The following is an 18651-nucleotide window of genomic DNA, read 5'->3' as shown; positions in this document are numbered from 1 at the left end:
ACCTTTATGCAAGCCTCTGCTGGTATAGCATGTCTCATTATATCGCTGCTTGTTTCGTCTTATTGCGGATTATCATGCCTCTTCCCTCTCGTACCCTTTCAATTGCCATCCTAACAACAGGACTTAGCCTTACTCTAAGCGGATGTATGGTCGGGCCGGATTACGATATGCCTCAAGCCATTATTTCACCCCGCTTTAAAGAAGCTCCCCCGCCTGCCGGATGGGAAAAAGCCAATCCTTACCTCAGCACCTTACCCAAAGGTGATTGGTGGCGAGTGTTTAACGACCCAACCCTAAATAAATTAGAAGAAGAGGTTAGCCGCTCTAACCAAAGCTTAAAGCAATATGAGGCGCAATATCGCAAAGCCCGTGCGATGATTGATTCCGTTCGCGCTAGCCTTTTTCCTACCCTTAACGGCAAGTTCAGCTTTAATCGTAATTCTAGCGGAAGACGCACCCCAAGCGGGCTCCCTGAGAGCCCCCATACCTTCGTCACAACCACCAACACATGGGCCACCGGTCCAAGTGCAAGCTGGACCATTGACGTATGGGGCATGATTCGTCGCCAAATCCAACAACAAGTAGCTTCAACGCAAGCCAATGCCGCTTTGCTCGCCAATATGCGCCTCTCTTACGAGCTAGAATTAGCAAGCGACTATATGAATCTCCGCTATCAGGATAGCTTAATTGACCTTTACGACCGCAATGTCCGCCTCTATCTGCATAACCTCGAAATCCTCAATAACCAATATGCAGCCGGTGTAGCAGACCCTACGAGCATTTTTCAGGCACGCTATCAATACGAATCAACTCAAGCGAGTCTCTCTGGTGCCCGTGTAACGCGTGCGCAATATGAGCATGCTATTGCTGTCTTAACAGGTCATCCCCCAGCCGATGTGACAATTCCACACGCCCCTCTCCCCTTTACCTTACCAACAATTCCTCATTTCATACCTTCTGACCTCCTCCAAAGGCGGCCCGACATCGCCCAAGCCGAGCGGGAAATGGAAAGCTATAATGCTGAAATCGGCTATGAGATTGGGGCCTTCTTCCCACAAATTAGCCTCTCAGCCAGCTATGGTTATAGCGGTAACCCCATCCAACATCTCATCCAACTTGCCACACGCACATGGTCCCTCGGGGCCGCAGCGAATGAGACCCTGTTTGAAGGCGGCGCGCGCTCCGCTGCTGTGCGGGAAGCCGAAGCCGATTATGACGGTGCCGTAGCCAATTACCGCCAAGTGGTGCTAAAGGCTCTGCAAGATACCGAGGACCAACTCTCGAACCTACATTATCTTGGTGACCAGATAACTTTCCAAGAGCAAGCTTTACGCAGCGCACAAGAGGCCGTCACCGTCTCTATGAACGAATATCTTGCCGGGACACAAATCTACACCACCGTCATCACGGCCCAACAAACGGCCCTACAATATGAAGAAATGCGGCTGCAAATCCAACAACAACGCGTCATCAGCACACTACGCCTCATCACAGACCTAGGTGGGGGATGGAATAGGAGCAAACTACCCAGCAAGGCCTCCTTACAAACAGATAATCCCTTCCTCCCCAGCTTCATCCAAAAAGATAAAAACTAAAACCTTACGCATAAAAAAAGGCGTCTCCTCTTACAGGGACGCCCTTTTTTTACACAACCGCCTCCTTTTTAGGAGGAAGCCTCCTCACGGCTAGCCATCTTTTTCCGCCCGAAAAGCAACCCCACAATGAAGGCTAACCCCGTCCATCCCCATGGATGATCCATCACGAGGTCTTCCATCACATCCCTTACAAGCCCCAGAATAGAGTGGCATGCATTTATCAGATCAGAACTCATGGCTACACCTGCTTTTCTAAGGGGTTACGCTCAACCCACGAAAAAAGGCCGATGCCTAAAAGCACCGACCTTTCCTTTATTCTCCTATTGGAGAAAAAGCTCAAGCTGCTTCTTGATTTTCTTTCTGCACTGGCCCGCTATCTTTGCCTTTTTCAGCAACTTCACGGTCCACCAGCTCAATCACAGCCATATCGGCATTATCACCATAACGCACACCGGCCTTCAGCACACGGCTATAACCGCCAGCACGGTTTGCATAACGCTGCCCCAGAACAGAGAACAGCTTGCTCACAATAGCATCGTCACGCAGTTGAGCAAAAGCCTGACGGCGTGCATGAAGCGTACCGCGCTTGCCTAAGGTGATCAGCTTCTCAACAACAGGACGCAGCTCCTTCGCTTTTGGCAGCGTTGTGGAGATTTGCTCATGCTTGATGAGTGCGACAGCCATATTACGGAACATAGCCGCGCGATGAGTGGAGGTGACGCCAAGTTTACGTCCGCTCAGATTATGACGCATTTTCTTTCCCTAATCCTTTGCCCGAACTTCCCAGCCGGGGCTTTTTAGAAGGTCTCATCGAGACGCCGGGCCAGATCCTCGATGCTCTCCGGCGGCCAAGCAGGAACATTCATCCCTAGCGAGAGGCCCATGCCTGTTAGCACCTCTTTGATCTCATTCAGCGACTTACGACCGAAATTCGGAGTCCGAAGCATTTCCTGCTCGCTCTTCTGCACGAGATCGCCAATATAAACAATATTGTCGTTCTTCAAGCAGTTTGCACTACGCACAGAAAGCTCAAGCTCATCCACTTTACGCAACAGATGACGGCTGAAGGGCAAGTCATCTTGTGGCTCTTCATTCTGAACCGGGCGCGGCTCATCAAAATTGATGAAGAGCTGAAGCTGATCCTGCATGATGCGCGCGGCTAATGCCAAGGCATCTTCCGGCGTAACCACCCCATTCGTCTCAACACTCAGGAGCAATTTATCATAGTCAGTAACCTGCCCCACACGAGTCGGCTCCACTTTATAGGAGACACGCTGCACGGGAGAGTAAATCGCATCAATGGGGATTAAGCCAATCGGAGCATCATCAGGACGGTTTGCAGAGGCCGGGACATAGCCCTTGCCCATATTCACCGTAAACTCCATGCCCAATTTGACATCATCATCCAGCGTACAAATAACCAAATCTGGGTTCATGATTTCAATATCATGACCTGTTTGGATTTGCCCAGCTGTAACTTCCCCCGGCCCTGTCGCAGCAAGAACCATACGCTTTGGCCCCTCACCGTGCATACGCAAAGCAAGCTGCTTCACATTCAACACGATGTCGGTCACATCCTCACGCACACCTGCTACAGAGGAGAACTCGTGCAAGACTCCATCAATCTGGATGGCCGTAACAGCAGCACCCTGAAGAGATGAAAGAAGAATACGACGCAGAGCATTCCCCACCGTCAGCCCAAAGCCACGCTCAAGCGGCTCAGCAACAATGGTCGCCATGCGGGAAGGAACTGGGCCGGGTTCGACTTCAAGCTTCTCCGGTTTGATGAGAGCCTGCCAATTTTTCTGGAGAACCAAGATCATGGCCTTTCAAACAACGAAGCCCGCCATTCTGGCGGTACCAGGCCCGCACATGTCGTGCGGTACGAACTTACCAAAGCTCAGATTGGTTGCACCATCCAATCGTGACAACCAACCCAGCCAAATACACTGTCCGCCTTAAACGCGACGACGCTTACGGGGACGGCAACCATTATGGGGTACTGGCGTCATATCCCGAATAGACGTGATTGTAAAACCAACGGCCTGCAAAGCACGCAAAGCACTCTCACGCCCTGAACCAGGACCAGAGACCTCAATCTCCAACGTTTCCATGCCATGCTCACGGGCTTTACGGCCAGCATCCTCAGCAGCAACCTGTGCCGCATAAGGTGTGGACTTACGAGACCCCTTGAAGCCCTGAGCCCCAGAGGAAGACCATGCAATCGCATTGCCCTGAGCATCAGCAATCGTGATCATCGTGTTGTTAAAGGTCGAAAGAACATGAGCAACACCAGAGATGATGTTTTTACGCTCCTTCTTACGAATACGCGGTGCGGCAGCCTTGGCCATAATATGCTTGTCCTACTAAATCTGCAAAAGCGTCAAAGAGAACGCGCTTATTAGCGCGTTGCCTTCTTCTTACCAGCAATGGCAACAGCCTTACCCTTACGAGTACGCGCATTTGTATGCGTACGCTGCCCACGAACCGGAAGACCACGGCGATGACGCAGACCACGATAGCAGCCAAGGTCCATCAGACGCTTAATATTCATCGCCGTCTCACGACGGAGATCACCTTCTACACGGTACTCACTGTCAATCAGGTCACGAATCTTTGTGACCTCATCATCAGAAAGCTCATTCACGCGCTTAGCATCATCAATGCCGAGCTTTGCACAGATTGCCTGTGCGCTCGACGGACCAATGCCATAAACATAGCGCAGACCGATGACCACCCGTTTGTTGGTCGGAATGTTTACGCCGGCAATACGTGCCACGCCAATTCTCCCATCCACACGGCCCAAAGCCGCGTTGCCAAAAATCTTTGTCTGACGGACCATGGCCGCTCACCGGCATCAGTCCCCAAAGAACGATTCCAACCCCGCCATGGGGTTCGATACGTTCACCTTATGCTGGGCGAATATACTGCCCTGCCAGACAAGTCAAATAATAAAGATCACTTTTTCGTGACCGACTCACATATCAAGACGCTAATTGGTCGAGAATAGCGTCAATCGCCGCCCCAACCGTATCAACATCTTGCATCCCATCAACGCGCTTTAAGCACCCTCTCTCCTCATAATAAGGCAGAATAGGGGCTGTTTGCTCCCGATAGACCTTCAGACGTGAATGAATCACCTCTGGGTGGTCATCCGCACGGCGGGAGCCATCATCATGCTGACGTTCGCAAAGACGCTTTACAAGAGCATCTTCACTCACCTCTAACAAAATCACCGCATCAATTTTGAGCCCCTGCTCTTTGAGCATAGAATCCAAAATCTCTGCCTGAGGCTCTGTACGAGGGAAACCATCTAAAATGACCCCCTTCGCACAATCGGGCTGCTCAATACGATTCTCAATCATTTGAACAATGATGGGATCCGGCACAAAATGCCCCTTCTCCATCAAACCCTTAACCTCCAAACCAATCGGAGATTTCGCCTTGACCTCAGCACGCAGCATATCCCCTGTAGAGATTTGCTTCATGCCACGATTTTTCTCGAGACGCTTCGCCTGTGTCCCCTTTCCCGCACCGGGGGGACCAAGAAGAATGATATTCACCCTTACCTCCGTTTTTCCCGACCAACGCGACTACGCCCACGGCTACCCCGCTCCCGCTGCTTACGGATAAGCCCTTGATATTGATGCGCCACCAAATGAGATTGCACCTGCGTAACCGTATCAATCGTGACCGATACGATAATAATCAAGCTCGTCCCACCAAAGTAAAACGGTACATTATATTTGTTGATCAAGAACTGCGGCAAGAGACAAACCAGCACCATGTAGGCCGCGCCAATGCTCGTCAAGCGTGACAAAATACGATCAAAATAACGCGCCGTATTAGCCCCCGGACGAATACCCGGCACAAACCCGCCTTGCTTCCTCAAATTATCAGCTGTTTCCTCAGGATTAAATGTCACAGCTGCATAAAAATAAGAGAAAAACACAATCATGAAAGCATAAAACGCCATGTAAAGCGGTTGCCCTTGGGAGAGCCACTGCCCCACACGCCCCATAATGCCACCATTATTATGCATAAAGCCCGACAAAGTCGCCGGCACAAGCAAAACAGAAGACGCAAAAATGGGGGGAATTACACCTGCTGTATTCACCTTAAGCGGCATATGTGTGGAATCCCCGCCATAAATACGGTTACCCACCTGCCGTTTAGGATACTGAATAACAATACGCCGCTGCGCTTGCTCCATAAACACAATAAAAGCGATAACCAGCAGAGCTAAAATGAGGAAGGCCACCACAAAGAGCGGCGACAAAGCCCCCGTTCTTCCTAGCTCGAACAACGTATTAAGCGCATGTGGTAAATTCGCTACAATACCGGAGAAAATTATGAGGGAAATCCCATTCCCAATCCCACGTGAGGTAATCTGTTCCCCCAACCACATAAGGAACAGCGTCCCCGTCACAAGCATCACAACATAAGAAACAAGGAAGGTCGGACCGGGGGAAATAACCGCGCTCAACCCTGTTTTTGTATGCATGCTACTTAACCCCATGGCGAAGCCATAAGCTTGTACCACGGCAATAAGCACCGTGAGATACCGCGTATATTGGTTAAGCTTTTTACGCCCTGATTCACCCTCTTTCTTCAACGCTTCCATAGAAGGCAACGCCGTTGAAAGCAGCTGAATAATAATAGAAGCACTAATATAGGGCATAATGTTAAGGGCAAAAAGCGTCATACGCCCCAAAGCACCACCTGTGAACATGTCAAACATGCCCAAGATGCCACCCTGATTTTCCCCAACAAGCTGCCCCAACACAGAAGCATCAATCCCCGGCACAGGGATAAACGTGCCAAGGCGATAAACAATCAATGCCCCTAATGTAAACCAGATCCGTTTTTTGAGCTCTGTCGCCTTAGAAAAGGCACTCATATTCAGGTTGCCGGCCAACTGTTCTGCCGCTGAAGCCATCTCCCCGTCCTTTCATGAAAACAGCGTCACCGCACATCGTACGGGACGCTGCTCACTTGTTCACTGTCACCCCAGCTTACTGGGTAAGCAAACTCAAGCCTCAGCCTGAGCTTCCTTCTTAACGGCAAGAACCTTCACAGAGCCACCGGCTTTCTCTACCGCAGCTACCGCTGCTGCAGACGCCCCGGAGACCTCAAAGTTCACACCCTGAGACAGCTCGCCCTTGGCCAAAAGACGCACACCAGCAACCTTACGGCTACCAATAAGCCCAGCTTGACGCAACACGTCCTCGGTAATAGGCGCACCAGCAGAAAGCTTACCAGCTTCCAGAGCCTTACTGACAGCACCAAGATTAACCGCCGCATATTCCTTACGGAAAATATTGACGAAGCCACGCTTCGGCATACGACGATAAATCGGCAACTGACCACCCTCAAAGCCATTAATCGCTACGCCGGAACGTGCTTTCTGACCCTTATGGCCCTTACCAGAGGTCTTGCCTTTACCAGAGCCGATACCACGCCCAAGACGCTTTTTGCGGTAGCGAGCCCCAGCGTTATCACGCAATTCATTCAGGTTCATATCAAGCCTCCACCTTTACCAGATGGGACACCTTGCGGATCATCCCGCGGACGGAGGACGTATCCTCCAACTCACGGCTGGAACCGATACCACGAAGGCCCAGCCCCTTGACCGTTTCCGCCTGACCCGGCTTGGAGCCGATCACAGAAGCGATCTGCGTCACCCGGATAGTCTTACCTTTTGTCTTAGACATTAGCAGCCTCCGTCTCTGACTGCTCACGGCGGCCAAACAGCTCGAATGTCTTCTTACCACGACGTGCCGCAACCTGACGCGGGCTACTTGCACGCTCCAGGGCGTCAAATGCAGCCTTAATCATATTGTGCGGGTTCCGTGTCCCTAGGCTTTTTGCGACAACATCGCTTACACCCAAGCTCTCGAAGACAGCACGAATTGGCCCACCAGCAATGATCCCTGTACCCGCTTCAGCAGCACGTACAACAACCTCACCAGCCCCAAAACGCCCCACTGCATCATGATGCAGCGTACGGCCTTCCTTCATCGGAACGCGAATCATGTTACGGCGTGCACGCTCTGTCGCCTTACGAATGGCCTCAGGCACCTCACGGGCTTTACCTGCACCATACCCAACGCGCCCTTTCTGGTCGCCAACAACAACCAGAGCAGCAAAGGCAAAACGCCGACCGCCTTTAACAACTTTTGCAACGCGATTAATGGTTACAAGCTTATCAACAAGCTCATCACCCTGCTCACGCTCACGACCACCACGGCCGCCTTCTCTTGGCTCACGTGCCATGTGTGATCCTCCTTAGAAAGACAGCCCGCCCTCACGGGCAGCCTCTGCCAGGGCTTTCACCCGGCCATGATAGAGATAGGAGCCACGGTCGAACACAACCTCTTTGACCCCAGCCTTAACAGCGCGCTCTGCAACCAGCTTACCAATGACGGAAGCGGCTGCGATATTCGCACCGGTTTTACCGGCTTCACGAACAGCTTTCTCAAGCGTAGACGCACTGGCCAGTGTAACCCCACGCGCATCATCAATGACTTGAACGTGGATATTCTTGCTAGAACGGAAGACCGACAAACGCGGCCGGCCGCCGCTCTTGCGACGAAGCTGGAAACGCAACCGCTTGCGGCGACGCTCCTGCAATCCTTGCAGCGATGCCATTACTTCTTCTTACCTTCTTTCTGACGCAGAACTTCGGTCTCATAACGAACACCCTTGCCCTTATAAGGCTCAGGTTTACGGAAGCTGCGGATATCCAAAGCTACCTGACCAACGCGCTGCTTGTCGTTACCCTCAACCAAAATGGCTGTCGGACGCGGTGTCGTAATCTTCACATCAGATGGGATCGGATAGACCACATCATGTGAGAAACCAAGATTCATCACCAGATTGGAACCCTGAACAGCAGCACGAAAACCCGTCCCCTGAATCTCAAGCCCTTTCTGGAAACCCTCAGAAACACCCTTCACCATGTTTGCAAACACAGCGCGAGATGTCCCCCACATCGTCCAGCTACGCGGCGTACGCCCCCCTAGAGGAGAGACAGTAATCTTACCATCCGCAATCTTCACATCAACAAATGAAGATACTGGCACACTCAGCTCACCACGTTTGCCTTTGACGCAAAACATGCCGTCCTTGACAACCGCCTCAACCCCGGCGGGGAGCTCAATAGGATATTTACCTACGCGAGACATATTCCCTCCTTAGAAGACGCGGCAGAGGACCTCGCCACCAACATTGGCAGCACGAGCCTCAACGTCTGAAAGAACGCCACGCGGAGTGGAAAGGATAGAAACACCCAAACCAGCATAAACGCGGGGCAACTCTTTAATCTTGGAATATACGCGACGCCCCGGACGAGAAACACGGTGAATCTCACGAATCACAGGCTGGCCATCGCTATATTTCAACTCAATACGGAACTGAGAGATACCCTTACGGACCTCCTCAGTCGTATAACCGCGAATATATCCTTCGCGCTTTAATGCCTCAAGCACGCTAGCGCGCAATTTGGAGGCCGGAGCAACGCAAGCAGCATGGCGGGCACGCTGAGCGTTACGGACCCGGGTGAGCATATCACCCAATGGATCAGACATAGACATTCAGACTACCCTTTTACCAGCTGGACTTAACCATGCCGGGGATTTGCCCCGTAGACGCCAAGTCGCGCAGTGCAATACGACACAGCTCAAACTTACGGTAGTTCCCACGAGAACGACCAGTAAGCTTGCAACGCAAACGCACGCGGGTCTGAGAGCCATTGCGCGGCAACTTCGCTAATTTCAGTGTCGCTTCGAAACGCTCTTCCATAGAAAGAGAGCGATCCTTAATTGTATTTTTAAGAGCGGTCCGCTTTTCACGATCACGCTGCGCCATAGCAGCACGACGATTATTACGGTTTACCGCAGAGATTTTCGCCATCTCGAATCTTCTCCCGGAACCTGTCGGGCCCATCCCGACGGTTTTCCAATCAACGGAACTGTAACGGAAACTCCCCCCTCATGTGAAGGGGGAAAATCTCTTTTCCGCGATTGATACGAAAAAATGTCGCTTAGGACACAAACGGCAGATCAAATGCCTTCAGAAGAGCTTTTGCTTCTTCATCCGTTTTTGCCGTCGTCACAAAGATAATGTCCATCCCACGGATGTCATCAACTTTGTCATAATCAATTTCCGGGAATACAATCTGCTCTTTCAGACCCATGGCAAAATTACCACGGCCATCAAAGCCTTTATTCGCCGGAAGACCACGGAAGTCACGAATACGCGGCATAGCAATCGTCACAAGACGATCCAAGAACTCGTACATACGAGCCTTACGCAACGTGACCTTACATCCAATCGGCAGCCCCTCACGAATGCGGAACCCCGCAACAGCCTTACGAGCCACTGTTTTTACAGGCTTCTGACCAGAAATCAGAGCCATTTCCTCAACAGCAGCGTCAAGCTTCTTTTGGTCAGCAGCGGCTTCACCGACACCCATGTTCAAGACAATTTTCTCAAGCTTGGGAATCTGCATGTCGCTTTTATATCCGAACTGCTCACGCAATTTAGCGCGAAGCTTGTCCTGATAATCCTGCTGCAAACGAGGCAGAACGGTACCTTTTTTATCGCTCATCGTTCGCTCCTCAGCCTTCGATCACTTCGCCGGTTACTTTAGCAACACGGACTTTGCGACCATCTTCCAGAACACGGAAACCAACACGTGTTGGCTTACCACTTTTCGGGTCGATCAGCTTTAGATTGGAGAGATGAACAGGCATTTCACGCTCAACAATACCGCCACCTTCGCCCATACGATTCGGCTTCGTATGACGCTTCGCGATAGCAACCCCACGCACAACAGCCTTCTCCGCCTTAGGCAGAACAGAAAGAACTTCCCCCTGCACACCACGGGAGCGACCTGTCAAAACGAGGACCTTATCACCTTTTTTAATACGTGCAGCCATTACAACACCTCCGGAGCAAGGGAGATGATCTTCATGAACTTACGTGCACGCAGCTCACGAACAACGGGGCCAAAGATACGCGTGCCAATCGGCTCCTGCTGCTTATTCAGCAACACAGCGGCATTCCGATCAAAGCGAATGGCAGAACCATCAGCGCGGCGCACCGGGTAAGATGTACGCACGATAACGGCCTGATGGACGTCACCTTTCTTCACCTTACCACGCGGAATCGCCTCTTTAACGGATACGACAATGATGTCGCCGACCGAGGCGGTCTTCCGCTTGGAGCCACCCAGCACCTTGATGCACTGCACCCGACGCGCACCAGAATTATCAGCCACGTCTAGGTTGGTCTCGGGATGAATCATCTGTCTACCCCCTTATGCGCCGACAGAAGACGATGCAGCCTCAGCAACATCGACTCCATTGCGGGAAATGACCGTCCATGTCTTGCGCTTGGAAAGCGGTGCGCACTCAACAATACGCACCACATCACCAATCTTGCATGCGTTAGCATCATCATGCGCTGCATACTTTTTGGAACGGCGGATAAACTTTTTATAGAGCGGATGCATCACGCGACGATCGACAAGAACAGTTACCGTCTTATCCATCTTATCACTCGTCACCCGCCCTGTCAGGACGCGCCTTGGCATCGTCCGTCTCCTCTCAGGACTTTGCGGCGGACGTTTTTGCGCCCGCGCGGTTCTTCGACTGGTTCAGCAATGTTTTGATACGCGCGACAGCACGACGCACAATCTTAACACGGCTACTATTTTCGGACTGGCCTGTGGCCGCAGCGAAACGCTGGTTAATCTGCTCACGCTTCAAATCTACAAGAAGAGTCTTCAACTCATCCTCGCTCTTGGCGCGCAGATCAGCAACCTTATAGGTCGTTTCAGCCATTCTCAAGCCTCCCCGATACGCTGAATGAACTTGGTCTTAATCGGCAACTTCGCAGCTGCCAAGCTAAGAGCCAAGCGAGCAACCTCCGGTGGCACCCCTTCGATCTCGAATAGGATACGTCCCGGCTTTACACGGGCTGCCCAGTACTCAGGGTTACCCTTACCGGAACCCATACGCACTTCTGCCGGTTTTGTCGAGACCGGAGTGTCCGGAAAAATACGAATCCAAACACGCCCAGCACGTTTCATCGCACGTGTAATCGCACGACGAGATGCCTCAATTTGACGCGCAGTAATACGCTCCGGCTCCAAGGCTTTTAGACCATACGCACCAAAATTCAGCTGCGTACCGCCCTTAGCCAAACCATGAATACGGCCCTTATGGGCCTTACGAAACTTTGTCCGCTTTGGAGAAAGCATAATTTTCTATCCTCACATCAAGCACCGCAGATTAAAAGACGGGGAGACCCCCGCCCCTTAACGCTGGGGAGCCTGCTCCGCAGCACGACGGTCCTGAGCCATTGGGTCATGAGCCAGAATCTCACCTTTAAAGATCCAGACCTTCACCCCACAAGAACCGTAAGTGGTATGCGCTGTAGAAGTTCCATAATCGATGTCCGCACGCAATGTATGCAACGGAACGCGACCCTCACGATACTGCTCATCACGAGCAATCTCAGCACCGCCAAGACGCCCACTACATGTGATGCGAATACCCTGAGCCCCCAGACGCATAGCAGACTGGATGGACCGCTTCATCGCACGACGGAACGCTACACGACGCTCCAGCTGTTGCGCAATGCTATCCGCTACCAGAGTGGCATCAATTTCTGGCTTGCGAATCTCAACGATATTCAGAGCAACATCGGCCTTGGTCATGCGGCTAAGGGTCTTACGCAGGGCATCAATGTCCTGCCCCTTCTTACCGATAATCACACCAGGACGCGCAGCATAAATCGTCACACGCGGTTTTTTCGCTGGACGCTCAATAACAACACGGGCAACGCCAGCACCAGAAAGCTTCTTACGCAAGAAAGCGCGTAGCTTCAAGTCCTCATGGAGGAGGCGGGCATAATCCCCACCTGCATACCAGCGGCTATCCCATGTACGATTGACACCGAGCCGCAGCCCGATCGGATTAACCTTATGTCCCATAGATCAGGCTGCCTTCTGCTCTTTGGAGTTCTTGCTAGCTTTGGGGGCTTCAACAGCCTCTGCGCGCTCAGCAACAACAATCTTCAGGTGGCTGAAAAACTTCTCAACACGTGCAGACCGACCACGGCCACGAGCATGGAAGCGTTTCATCACAATCGACTTGCCAACCTCGGCAGTTTTCACCACCAGCTTATCGACATCAAGCTGATGATTATTTTCTGCGTTAGCGACGGCACTCTCAAGAGCCTTCTTCACCTGCTGGGCAATGCGGCGGCGTGAGAATGTCAACGCAGCAATAGCCTTATCAGCTGGCTGATTACGAATCGTCGCAGCAACCAAGTTCAACTTACGCGGGCTAACACGAATATTGCGGGCAACTGCCTGCGCCTCTGTATCAGCCAAGGTACGGATATGCTTAGGCTTACTCATGCTCAGCCTCGCTTCGATTTCTTATCGGAACCATGACCGGTATAAGTACGGGTCGGAGAAAACTCCCCAAACTTATGACCAACCATATGCTCCGTAACCTGCACAGGCAGGAACTTCTGACCATTATAGACGCCGAACGTCAGCCCGACAAACTGCGGCAGGATGGTAGAACGACGTGACCAAATCTTAATCACCTCGTTCCGGCCCGATGCACGAGCCTTTTCAGCCTTACCAAACAGATACCCGTCGACGAACGGGCCTTTCCAGACGGAACGTGCCATCTTCTATGCCCCTCTCTTACTTACCAGTTTTACGACGACGGATAATCAGGCTGTCCGTCTTCTTGTTGGTACGCGTCTTGTAACCCTTTGTCGGTACACCCCAAGGTGTCACAGGATGACGACCACCGGACGTACGCCCCTCACCACCACCATGTGGATGGTCAACAGGGTTCATAACCACACCGCGGTTATGCGGACGGCGACCCATCCAACGACGGCGACCAGCCTTACCGAAATGCTGGTTCATGTTGTCCGGATTAGACACAGCACCAACCGTTGCCATGCACTCACCGCGCACAATACGCAGCTCACCAGATTGCAGCTTAATCTGCGCGTAACCAGCATCCTTACCAACCAGCTGAGCATAATTCCCAGCAGAGCGGGCAAGCTTACCACCAGCACCCGGCTTTAGCTCGATATTATGAATGATGGTCCCCACCGGCATAGATGCCAGCGGCATAGCATTCCCTGGGCGCACATCAGCATGATGAGCTGCAATCACACGATCACCAGCCTTCACACGCTGAGGAGCCAGAATATAGGCCAGCTCACCATCTTCATAACGGATGAGTGCGATGAAGGCTGTGCGGTTAGGGTCATATTCCAGACGCTCAACCGTCGCAGCAACATCAAACTTACGCCGCTTGAAATCAACATAACGATAAGACTGCTTATGCCCACCACCACGGAAGCGCACAGTCGTACGCCCGTAATTATTGCGACCACCAGTCTTGTTTTTACCTTCCGTCAACTGCTTGACGGGCTTGCCTTTCCAAAGCTCGCTCCGGTCAATCAGCACGGTACCACGAGTGCTTGGTGTCGTGGGATTAAAGTGCTTCAATGCCATAGTTTTTTACCCCGCGCGTCAACCAAGCTTCGCTGTAAGGTCGATCGATTGACCCTCAGCAAGCTGAACATACGCCTTCTTGACATCAGAACGGCGACCTGGACGACCCTTAACTCGCTTCACTTTACCCTTTTGGACCAAAGTGCTGACACCAGCAACCTTCACCTTAAAGAGTGTCTCAACAGCGACCTTAATCTGCGGCTTAGTAGCTTCCAAAGCAACTTTGAAAACAACCTGATTCTTTTCGGAGAGCAATGTTGCCTTCTCCGTAATCACCGGCGCACGCAGAACATCAAACAGAGCCTCTTGAGACAGATTTGCTGCGGCCTTACGGGCATTCAAAACAGTTTTTGTTGTCATGCCAGACGCTCCTTGAGACCCTCAAGAGCAGCGTGGGTAATTACCAACACATCATGCTTGAGAATATCATAAACATTCGCCCCAACCGTAGGCAGAAGATCAATCTTCGGCAGGTTGGAAATTGCGCGCGCGAAAGGCTGGTCGGCTACTTGATCAACAATCAAAGCAGAAGAGCAACCGAGAGCCTTTAGACGAACCGCTGCATCGCGTGTCTTCTCAACACCAGAGAGGTCTTTAAGGATGATCAACTTACCTTCAGACGCTTTCTGAGAAACAGCAGACCGCAAACCAAGACGGCGCACTTTCTTAGGCAAATCAAAGCCATGATCGCGCACAACCGGCCCATGAACCACACCACCAGTACGGAACTGCGGCGCTCTCAAAGAGCCTTGACGAGCAGAGCCTGTTCCCTTTTGGCGGTACGGCTTTTTTGTCGTACCAGAAACAGCACCCATGCCGCGCGTTGCATGCGTCCCAGCACGACGCTTAGCGAGCTGCCAGTTCACAACACGGGCCATAATGTCCTTGCGGGGGACAATCCCGAAAATCTCTTCCGGCAGTGCGACTTTGCCTGCACTCCCGTTATCGAGGGTTTTGATATCGTATTCCATATCCCTCACCCGGCGGCCCCTACGGTCGCAGCCGGATAGGGCGCGTCCGCATTGCGGGCCTTCTTGATTGCATCGCGAACCAGAACAACACTGTTCTTGGCACCTGGGATAGCACCGCGCACCATAATCAGGTTACGCTCCTCATCCACAGCAGCAATTTCGAGGTTTTGTGTTGTCACCCGCTTATCACCAAGGTGACCAGCCATCTTCTTGCCCTTAAAGACCTTACCAGGATCCTGGCGTTGGCCTGTAGAGCCGTGAGAGCGGTGACTAATAGACACACCATGTGTGGCTTCCAACCCGGCAAAGTTATGGCGTTTCATAACACCAGCAAAACCTTTACCTTTACTGCGGCCAGTAACATCCACCTTCTGACCCACAACAAAATGAGCAGCAGAAAGCTTCGTCCCTGATTCCAGAACGGCATCTTCTGCCACGCGGAACTCGACCAGCTTTTTCTTGGGTTCAACCTTCACACGGGCAAAGTGCCCACGGTTCGCTTTTGTAACGTGCTTTGTTTTTGCCGCACCCATACCAAGCTGAACAGCCGTATAGCCATCACGCTCTTTTGTGCGGGCATCCACAACCTCGACATTATCAAGGTGCAGCACCGTCACCGGCACATGTGTGCCGTCTTCTTTAAAGAGCCGGGTCATCCCCAGCTTTTTTGCAATCAATCCGGTACGCATCGTCTGGACCTTAGAGTTTAATCTCGACATCAACGCCAGCGGCGAGGTCGAGCTTCATGAGGGCGTCCACGGTCTGCGGAGTCGGCTCGACAATGTCGAGCAAGCGGCGATGTGTTCTCATTTCGAACTGTTCGCGACTTTTCTTATCCACATGCGGTGAACGATTCACAGTAAACCGGGCAATATGCGTCGGCAGAGGGATTGGCCCCCGTACCCGCGCACCCGTACGCTTCGCCGTATTCACAATCTCCTTTGTGCTGTTATCCAACACGCGATGATCATACGCTTTAAGGCGAATGCGGATGTTCTGGTCGTCCATGATTTCACTTCATCCTTACTAAACCGGATGCTGTCCTACTGCATTTTATTTAGAAATGGAACCCCGGCCGAAAAAATTCGACCGGGGTTCCATATTCAAAACCAGTCGGACCTTAGGCGCTGATGGAAGCCACCACGCCGGCACCCACTGTACGGCCACCTTCGCGAATAGCGAAGCGGAGGCCTTCATCCATAGCAATCGGAGCAATCAGCTCGACATCCATGGTAGCATTATCACCCGGCATCACCATCTCGGTGCCTTCCGGCAATGTAACAACACCTGTCACGTCCGTCGTACGGAAATAGAACTGCGGACGATAGTTAGTGAAGAACGGCGTATGACGGCCACCTTCTTCCTTCGTCAGGATGTAAGCCTCAGCCTTGAACTTGCTGTGCGGGGTAATTGTACCCGGCTTAGCCAGAACCTGACCGCGCTCAACATCTTCACGCTTCGTACCACGGAGCAGCGCACCAATGTTATCACCAGCCTCACCACGATCCAGCAGCTTACGGAACATCTCAACGCCCGTAACTGTTGTTTTTGTGGTCGGACGAAGACCAACGATCTCGACCTCGTCACCAACATTGACTTCACCACGCTCGACACGGCCCGTCACAACGGTACCACGACCAGAGATGGAGAACACGTCCTCAATCGGCATCAAGAAAGGACGATCAACCGGACGCTCAGGCTGCGGGATGTAAGCATCAACAGCTTTCATCAGCTCACGGATAGCTTCCTTACCCTGGGCTGGATCACCATCTTCCAGAGTTGCCAAAGCGGAACCCTTCACGATGGGGATATCATCGCCAGGGAAGTCGTAGGAGGACAGAAGCTCACGAACTTCCATCTCCACCAGCTCCAGAAGCTCTGGATCGTCAACCTGGTCAACTTTGTTCAAGAAGACAACCAGAGCCGGCACACCGACCTGACGAGCCAAAAGGATGTGCTCACGTGTCTGCGGCATTGGGCCGTCAGCAGCGGACACAACCAGAATGGCACCATCCATCTGCGCCGCACCAGTGATCATGTTCTTCACATAGTCAGCGTGACCGGGGCAGTCCACGTGAGCGTAGTGACGGTTATCCGTCTCATACTCAACGTGCGCTGTGGAAATCGTAATACCACGAGCGCGCTCTTCAGGAGCCTTATCGATCTGATCATAAGCACTGAAGGTTGCACCACCGGTCTCAGCCAGTGTCTTTGTGATTGCAGCCGTCAGCGTGGTTTTACCATGGTCAACGTGACCAATCGTGCCGATGTTAACATGCGGCTTAGTACGCTCAAATTTAGCCTTTGCCATCGTCTCTCTCCAAAACCTTGACCCGGCAAGGGCCAAAGGTATGACTGAAACTTCATGCTGGCCACCCTGCAAGCAGATAGTGACCGGAAGCCTTAGCTGGTAAAATTACCAGCGATAATGACTGAATGCCTTATTGGCTTCAGCCATGCGGTGCGTGTCTTCCCGTTTCTTGACGGCTGCGCCGCGGTTATTCACCGCGTCCATCAACTCATTGGAAAGACGGTCCTGCATGGTGTTCTCACCACGCTTGCGGGACGCATCAATCAACCAGCGAATAGCCAGAGCTTGACGGCGTTCTGCACGAACCTCTACCGGAACCTGATAGGTCGCACCGCCGACACGACGGGAGCGGACCTCAACGGCCGGTTTTACATTATCCAATGCCGAGTGGAACATAGCCACCGGGTCCGCGCTGGACCCACCACGCTTACGCAGCACTTCAAGTGCTCCATAAACGATGCGCTCGGCAGTAGATTTCTTACCATCATACATAAGCGCATTCATAAAGCGCGTAATGACGGCATCTCCGAATTTTGGATCGGGAAGGATCTCACGCTTAACAGCGCGATGACGGCGACTCATTCCAAATACCCCTTATTTCGGCCGCTTCGCGCCATACAACGAACGACGCTGACGACGTTTTGCGATACCCTGCGTATCCAACACACCACGTAGAATGTGGTAACGCACACCGGGAAGATCCTTCACGCGACCACCGCGGATAAGAACAACACTATGCTCCTGAAGGTTATGCCCTTCACCAGGAATATAGCTCACCACCTCATACCCGTTGGTCAGGCGCACCTTGGCGACCTTACGCAGGGCGGAGTTCGGTTTCTTCGGCGTTACAGTATAAACACGTGTGCAAACACCACGCTTCTGCGGACATCCCTGCAGAGCAGGAACCTTGTTCCGCTTTGCGGCCGGCTCACGGCCCTTTGCGATCAACTGGTTGATGGTCGGCATGCGCCCTTCCCAATCCTTGTCCATATGCTGGCGGGAGACATTCCCACCACGACATTCCGTTCTAACCGACACGCGGCTGAACCGCCTGTCTCGCACAATTGCACCGAAGAGAAGGAGAGACTCCTCCTCCCGTAGCGACTTGCCTCTGGACTTAACCCCTTTCTTACAGAAACGGAAGTAGTGCCAGACGCTATTTTTTACTCTGGGACGATTCCTTCACCTTAACAAGCGGGAACTGTCTGAAGCGCG

At 52.4% G+C, this 18651-nt stretch carries 32 protein-coding genes; 1 reads left to right on the top strand and 31 read right to left on the bottom strand.

The genetic code is table 11. The features are described 5' to 3' along the window. Nucleotides 1-74 precede the first annotated feature (74 nt). On the top strand, nt 75-1595 hold the full coding sequence (locus tag NQF89_RS07180; RefSeq protein ID WP_155573740.1) for an efflux transporter outer membrane subunit: 1521 nt from the start codon (nt 75-77) through the stop codon (nt 1593-1595). Nucleotides 1596-1663: 68 nt separating this feature from the next. Here the strand turns inward: NQF89_RS07180 and NQF89_RS07175 are convergent, their stop codons facing one another. The 31 genes from NQF89_RS07175 to rpsL form a co-directional block, all read right to left on the bottom strand. Continuing rightward, nucleotides 1664-1831 carry a hypothetical protein gene (locus NQF89_RS07175; protein ID WP_155573622.1) on the bottom strand — a complete coding sequence of 56 codons (168 nt, stop codon included), beginning with the start codon at nt 1829-1831 and terminating at the stop codon, nt 1664-1666. A gap of 100 nt (nt 1832-1931) precedes the next feature. Beyond that, the gene (gene rplQ / locus NQF89_RS07170) at nt 1932-2348 is read right to left on the bottom strand and encodes a 50S ribosomal protein L17 (protein ID WP_155573623.1); all 417 of its coding nucleotides are present in this window, start codon (nt 2346-2348) and stop codon (nt 1932-1934) included. A gap of 44 nt (nt 2349-2392) precedes the next feature. Further along, on the bottom strand, nt 2393-3412 hold the full coding sequence (locus NQF89_RS07165; protein WP_155573624.1) for a DNA-directed RNA polymerase subunit alpha: 1020 nt from the start codon (nt 3410-3412) through the stop codon (nt 2393-2395). Nucleotides 3413-3553: 141 nt separating this feature from the next. Continuing rightward, nucleotides 3554-3946, bottom strand: a complete 393-nt coding sequence (gene rpsK, locus NQF89_RS07160; protein WP_043557862.1) for a 30S ribosomal protein S11 — start codon at nt 3944-3946, stop codon at nt 3554-3556. Nucleotides 3947-3996: 50 nt separating this feature from the next. Beyond that, nucleotides 3997-4374, bottom strand: a complete 378-nt coding sequence (rpsM, locus tag NQF89_RS07155) for a 30S ribosomal protein S13 (protein WP_099026814.1) — start codon at nt 4372-4374, stop codon at nt 3997-3999. A gap of 205 nt (nt 4375-4579) precedes the next feature. After that, nucleotides 4580-5158: an adenylate kinase gene (locus tag NQF89_RS07150; RefSeq protein WP_266137856.1), complete on the bottom strand. Its 579-nt coding sequence runs from the start codon at nt 5156-5158 to the stop codon at nt 4580-4582. A 2-nt stretch (nt 5159-5160) separates the two neighbouring features. Beyond that, a complete protein-coding gene (gene secY, locus NQF89_RS07145; protein WP_155573625.1) occupies nt 5161-6534 on the bottom strand; it encodes a preprotein translocase subunit SecY in 1374 nt (457 codons plus the stop codon). A gap of 93 nt (nt 6535-6627) precedes the next feature. Beyond that, nucleotides 6628-7116 carry a 50S ribosomal protein L15 gene (gene rplO / locus NQF89_RS07140; protein WP_155573626.1) on the bottom strand — a complete coding sequence of 163 codons (489 nt, stop codon included), beginning with the start codon at nt 7114-7116 and terminating at the stop codon, nt 6628-6630. Between the two features lies 1 nt (nt 7117). Next, complete coding sequence (gene rpmD, locus NQF89_RS07135) at nt 7118-7309, bottom strand: 50S ribosomal protein L30 (protein WP_155573627.1); 192 nt, start codon at nt 7307-7309, stop codon at nt 7118-7120. Then, a complete protein-coding gene (rpsE, locus tag NQF89_RS07130; RefSeq protein ID WP_099026819.1) occupies nt 7302-7871 on the bottom strand; it encodes a 30S ribosomal protein S5 in 570 nt (189 codons plus the stop codon). The genes rpmD and rpsE overlap by 8 nt, the downstream gene beginning before the upstream one ends. Before the next feature lie 12 nt (nt 7872-7883). Next, on the bottom strand, nt 7884-8246 hold the full coding sequence (gene rplR, locus NQF89_RS07125) for a 50S ribosomal protein L18 (protein ID WP_099026820.1): 363 nt from the start codon (nt 8244-8246) through the stop codon (nt 7884-7886). Further along, on the bottom strand, nt 8246-8782 hold the full coding sequence (gene rplF, locus NQF89_RS07120; RefSeq protein WP_099026821.1) for a 50S ribosomal protein L6: 537 nt from the start codon (nt 8780-8782) through the stop codon (nt 8246-8248). The genes rplR and rplF overlap by 1 nt, the downstream gene beginning before the upstream one ends. 9 nt (nt 8783-8791) lie before the next feature. Beyond that, nucleotides 8792-9190: a 30S ribosomal protein S8 gene (gene rpsH, locus NQF89_RS07115; protein ID WP_099026822.1), complete on the bottom strand. Its 399-nt coding sequence runs from the start codon at nt 9188-9190 to the stop codon at nt 8792-8794. 13 nt (nt 9191-9203) lie between these two features. Next, on the bottom strand, nt 9204-9509 hold the full coding sequence (rpsN, locus tag NQF89_RS07110; RefSeq protein ID WP_155573628.1) for a 30S ribosomal protein S14: 306 nt from the start codon (nt 9507-9509) through the stop codon (nt 9204-9206). 130 nt (nt 9510-9639) lie between these two features. Continuing rightward, nucleotides 9640-10206: a 50S ribosomal protein L5 gene (gene rplE, locus NQF89_RS07105; protein ID WP_155573629.1), complete on the bottom strand. Its 567-nt coding sequence runs from the start codon at nt 10204-10206 to the stop codon at nt 9640-9642. Between the two features lie 10 nt (nt 10207-10216). Then, nucleotides 10217-10537 (bottom strand): 50S ribosomal protein L24, encoded by a 321-nt coding sequence (rplX, locus tag NQF89_RS07100; RefSeq protein ID WP_155573630.1) that lies wholly within the window; start codon nt 10535-10537, stop codon nt 10217-10219. Further along, on the bottom strand, nt 10537-10905 hold the full coding sequence (rplN, locus tag NQF89_RS07095) for a 50S ribosomal protein L14 (RefSeq protein WP_043557844.1): 369 nt from the start codon (nt 10903-10905) through the stop codon (nt 10537-10539). Before rplN ends, rplX begins: the two co-directional genes overlap by 1 nt. Before the next feature lie 12 nt (nt 10906-10917). After that, complete coding sequence (gene rpsQ, locus NQF89_RS07090; RefSeq protein ID WP_077396236.1) at nt 10918-11193, bottom strand: 30S ribosomal protein S17; 276 nt, start codon at nt 11191-11193, stop codon at nt 10918-10920. A gap of 13 nt (nt 11194-11206) precedes the next feature. Further along, entirely contained in the window at nt 11207-11443 is a 237-nt protein-coding gene (gene rpmC, locus NQF89_RS07085) for a 50S ribosomal protein L29 (RefSeq protein ID WP_099026826.1), read from the bottom strand. Between the two features lie 2 nt (nt 11444-11445). Next, nucleotides 11446-11862, bottom strand: coding sequence for a 50S ribosomal protein L16 (gene rplP / locus NQF89_RS07080; protein WP_099026827.1), 417 nt, complete (start codon nt 11860-11862; stop codon nt 11446-11448). A 57-nt stretch (nt 11863-11919) separates the two neighbouring features. Further along, nucleotides 11920-12597, bottom strand: a complete 678-nt coding sequence (rpsC, locus tag NQF89_RS07075; protein WP_155573631.1) for a 30S ribosomal protein S3 — start codon at nt 12595-12597, stop codon at nt 11920-11922. 3 nt (nt 12598-12600) lie between these two features. Continuing rightward, nucleotides 12601-13026 (bottom strand): 50S ribosomal protein L22, encoded by a 426-nt coding sequence (rplV, locus tag NQF89_RS07070; protein WP_155573632.1) that lies wholly within the window; start codon nt 13024-13026, stop codon nt 12601-12603. A 2-nt stretch (nt 13027-13028) separates the two neighbouring features. After that, nucleotides 13029-13307, bottom strand: a complete 279-nt coding sequence (gene rpsS, locus NQF89_RS07065; RefSeq protein ID WP_043557836.1) for a 30S ribosomal protein S19 — start codon at nt 13305-13307, stop codon at nt 13029-13031. Nucleotides 13308-13323: 16 nt separating this feature from the next. Then, on the bottom strand, nt 13324-14154 hold the full coding sequence (gene rplB, locus NQF89_RS07060; protein WP_155573633.1) for a 50S ribosomal protein L2: 831 nt from the start codon (nt 14152-14154) through the stop codon (nt 13324-13326). Between the two features lie 18 nt (nt 14155-14172). Beyond that, nucleotides 14173-14469, bottom strand: coding sequence for a 50S ribosomal protein L23 (locus NQF89_RS07055; protein ID WP_196424781.1), 297 nt, complete (start codon nt 14467-14469; stop codon nt 14173-14175). Between the two features lie 41 nt (nt 14470-14510). Next, nucleotides 14511-15125 carry a 50S ribosomal protein L4 gene (gene rplD, locus NQF89_RS07050; protein ID WP_099026832.1) on the bottom strand — a complete coding sequence of 205 codons (615 nt, stop codon included), beginning with the start codon at nt 15123-15125 and terminating at the stop codon, nt 14511-14513. Between the two features lie 5 nt (nt 15126-15130). Then, nucleotides 15131-15814, bottom strand: a complete 684-nt coding sequence (gene rplC, locus NQF89_RS07045; protein ID WP_155573635.1) for a 50S ribosomal protein L3 — start codon at nt 15812-15814, stop codon at nt 15131-15133. Between the two features lie 10 nt (nt 15815-15824). Then, entirely contained in the window at nt 15825-16133 is a 309-nt protein-coding gene (rpsJ, locus tag NQF89_RS07040) for a 30S ribosomal protein S10 (RefSeq protein ID WP_018980179.1), read from the bottom strand. A 112-nt stretch (nt 16134-16245) separates the two neighbouring features. Beyond that, on the bottom strand, nt 16246-17436 hold the full coding sequence (gene tuf / locus NQF89_RS07035; protein WP_155573636.1) for an elongation factor Tu: 1191 nt from the start codon (nt 17434-17436) through the stop codon (nt 16246-16248). A gap of 105 nt (nt 17437-17541) precedes the next feature. Next, on the bottom strand, nt 17542-18018 hold the full coding sequence (gene rpsG / locus NQF89_RS07030) for a 30S ribosomal protein S7 (RefSeq protein WP_099026835.1): 477 nt from the start codon (nt 18016-18018) through the stop codon (nt 17542-17544). A 12-nt stretch (nt 18019-18030) separates the two neighbouring features. After that, a complete protein-coding gene (rpsL, locus tag NQF89_RS07025) occupies nt 18031-18402 on the bottom strand; it encodes a 30S ribosomal protein S12 (protein WP_023979007.1) in 372 nt (123 codons plus the stop codon). Between the last annotated feature and the right edge of the window lie 249 nt (nt 18403-18651).

Source organism: Bombella pollinis (assembly GCF_026385485.1).
In the GTDB taxonomy this organism is placed as follows: Bacteria; Pseudomonadota; Alphaproteobacteria; order Acetobacterales; family Acetobacteraceae; genus Bombella; species Bombella pollinis.
This window is presented reverse-complemented; position numbering and strand designations above follow the sequence as displayed.

Excerpts from the sequence above, each read along its gene's own strand:
- NQF89_RS07180 (WP_155573740.1), top strand. The coding sequence starts at position 75 with ATGCCTCTTCCCTCTCGTACCCTTTCAATTGCCATCCTAACAACAGGA.
- NQF89_RS07175 (WP_155573622.1), bottom strand. The coding sequence starts at position 1,831 with ATGAGTTCTGATCTGATAAATGCATGCCACTCTATTCTGGGGCTTGTA.
- rplQ (WP_155573623.1), bottom strand. The coding sequence starts at position 2,348 with ATGCGTCATAATCTGAGCGGACGTAAACTTGGCGTCACCTCCACTCAT.
- rpsK (WP_043557862.1), bottom strand. The coding sequence starts at position 3,946 with ATGGCCAAGGCTGCCGCACCGCGTATTCGTAAGAAGGAGCGTAAAAAC.
- secY (WP_155573625.1), bottom strand. The coding sequence starts at position 6,534 with ATGGCTTCAGCGGCAGAACAGTTGGCCGGCAACCTGAATATGAGTGCC.
- rplO (WP_155573626.1), bottom strand. The coding sequence starts at position 7,116 with ATGAACCTGAATGAATTGCGTGATAACGCTGGGGCTCGCTACCGCAAA.
- rpmD (WP_155573627.1), bottom strand. The coding sequence starts at position 7,309 with ATGTCTAAGACAAAAGGTAAGACTATCCGGGTGACGCAGATCGCTTCT.
- rpsE (WP_099026819.1), bottom strand. The coding sequence starts at position 7,871 with ATGGCACGTGAGCCAAGAGAAGGCGGCCGTGGTGGTCGTGAGCGTGAG.
- rplR (WP_099026820.1), bottom strand. The coding sequence starts at position 8,246 with ATGGCATCGCTGCAAGGATTGCAGGAGCGTCGCCGCAAGCGGTTGCGT.
- rplF (WP_099026821.1), bottom strand. The coding sequence starts at position 8,782 with ATGTCTCGCGTAGGTAAATATCCTATTGAGCTCCCCGCCGGGGTTGAG.
- rpsH (WP_099026822.1), bottom strand. The coding sequence starts at position 9,190 with ATGTCTATGTCTGATCCATTGGGTGATATGCTCACCCGGGTCCGTAAC.
- rpsN (WP_155573628.1), bottom strand. The coding sequence starts at position 9,509 with ATGGCGAAAATCTCTGCGGTAAACCGTAATAATCGTCGTGCTGCTATG.
- rplE (WP_155573629.1), bottom strand. The coding sequence starts at position 10,206 with ATGAGCGATAAAAAAGGTACCGTTCTGCCTCGTTTGCAGCAGGATTAT.
- rplX (WP_155573630.1), bottom strand. The coding sequence starts at position 10,537 with ATGGCTGCACGTATTAAAAAAGGTGATAAGGTCCTCGTTTTGACAGGT.
- rplN (WP_043557844.1), bottom strand. The coding sequence starts at position 10,905 with ATGATTCATCCCGAGACCAACCTAGACGTGGCTGATAATTCTGGTGCG.
- rpsQ (WP_077396236.1), bottom strand. The coding sequence starts at position 11,193 with ATGCCAAGGCGCGTCCTGACAGGGCGGGTGACGAGTGATAAGATGGAT.
- rpmC (WP_099026826.1), bottom strand. The coding sequence starts at position 11,443 with ATGGCTGAAACGACCTATAAGGTTGCTGATCTGCGCGCCAAGAGCGAG.
- rplP (WP_099026827.1), bottom strand. The coding sequence starts at position 11,862 with ATGCTTTCTCCAAAGCGGACAAAGTTTCGTAAGGCCCATAAGGGCCGT.
- rpsC (WP_155573631.1), bottom strand. The coding sequence starts at position 12,597 with ATGGGACATAAGGTTAATCCGATCGGGCTGCGGCTCGGTGTCAATCGT.
- rplV (WP_155573632.1), bottom strand. The coding sequence starts at position 13,026 with ATGAGTAAGCCTAAGCATATCCGTACCTTGGCTGATACAGAGGCGCAG.
- rpsS (WP_043557836.1), bottom strand. The coding sequence starts at position 13,307 with ATGGCACGTTCCGTCTGGAAAGGCCCGTTCGTCGACGGGTATCTGTTT.
- rplB (WP_155573633.1), bottom strand. The coding sequence starts at position 14,154 with ATGGCATTGAAGCACTTTAATCCCACGACACCAAGCACTCGTGGTACC.
- rplD (WP_099026832.1), bottom strand. The coding sequence starts at position 15,125 with ATGGAATACGATATCAAAACCCTCGATAACGGGAGTGCAGGCAAAGTC.
- rplC (WP_155573635.1), bottom strand. The coding sequence starts at position 15,814 with ATGCGTACCGGATTGATTGCAAAAAAGCTGGGGATGACCCGGCTCTTT.
- rpsJ (WP_018980179.1), bottom strand. The coding sequence starts at position 16,133 with ATGGACGACCAGAACATCCGCATTCGCCTTAAAGCGTATGATCATCGC.
- tuf (WP_155573636.1), bottom strand. The coding sequence starts at position 17,436 with ATGGCAAAGGCTAAATTTGAGCGTACTAAGCCGCATGTTAACATCGGC.
- rpsG (WP_099026835.1), bottom strand. The coding sequence starts at position 18,018 with ATGAGTCGCCGTCATCGCGCTGTTAAGCGTGAGATCCTTCCCGATCCA.
- rpsL (WP_023979007.1), bottom strand. The coding sequence starts at position 18,402 with ATGCCGACCATCAACCAGTTGATCGCAAAGGGCCGTGAGCCGGCCGCA.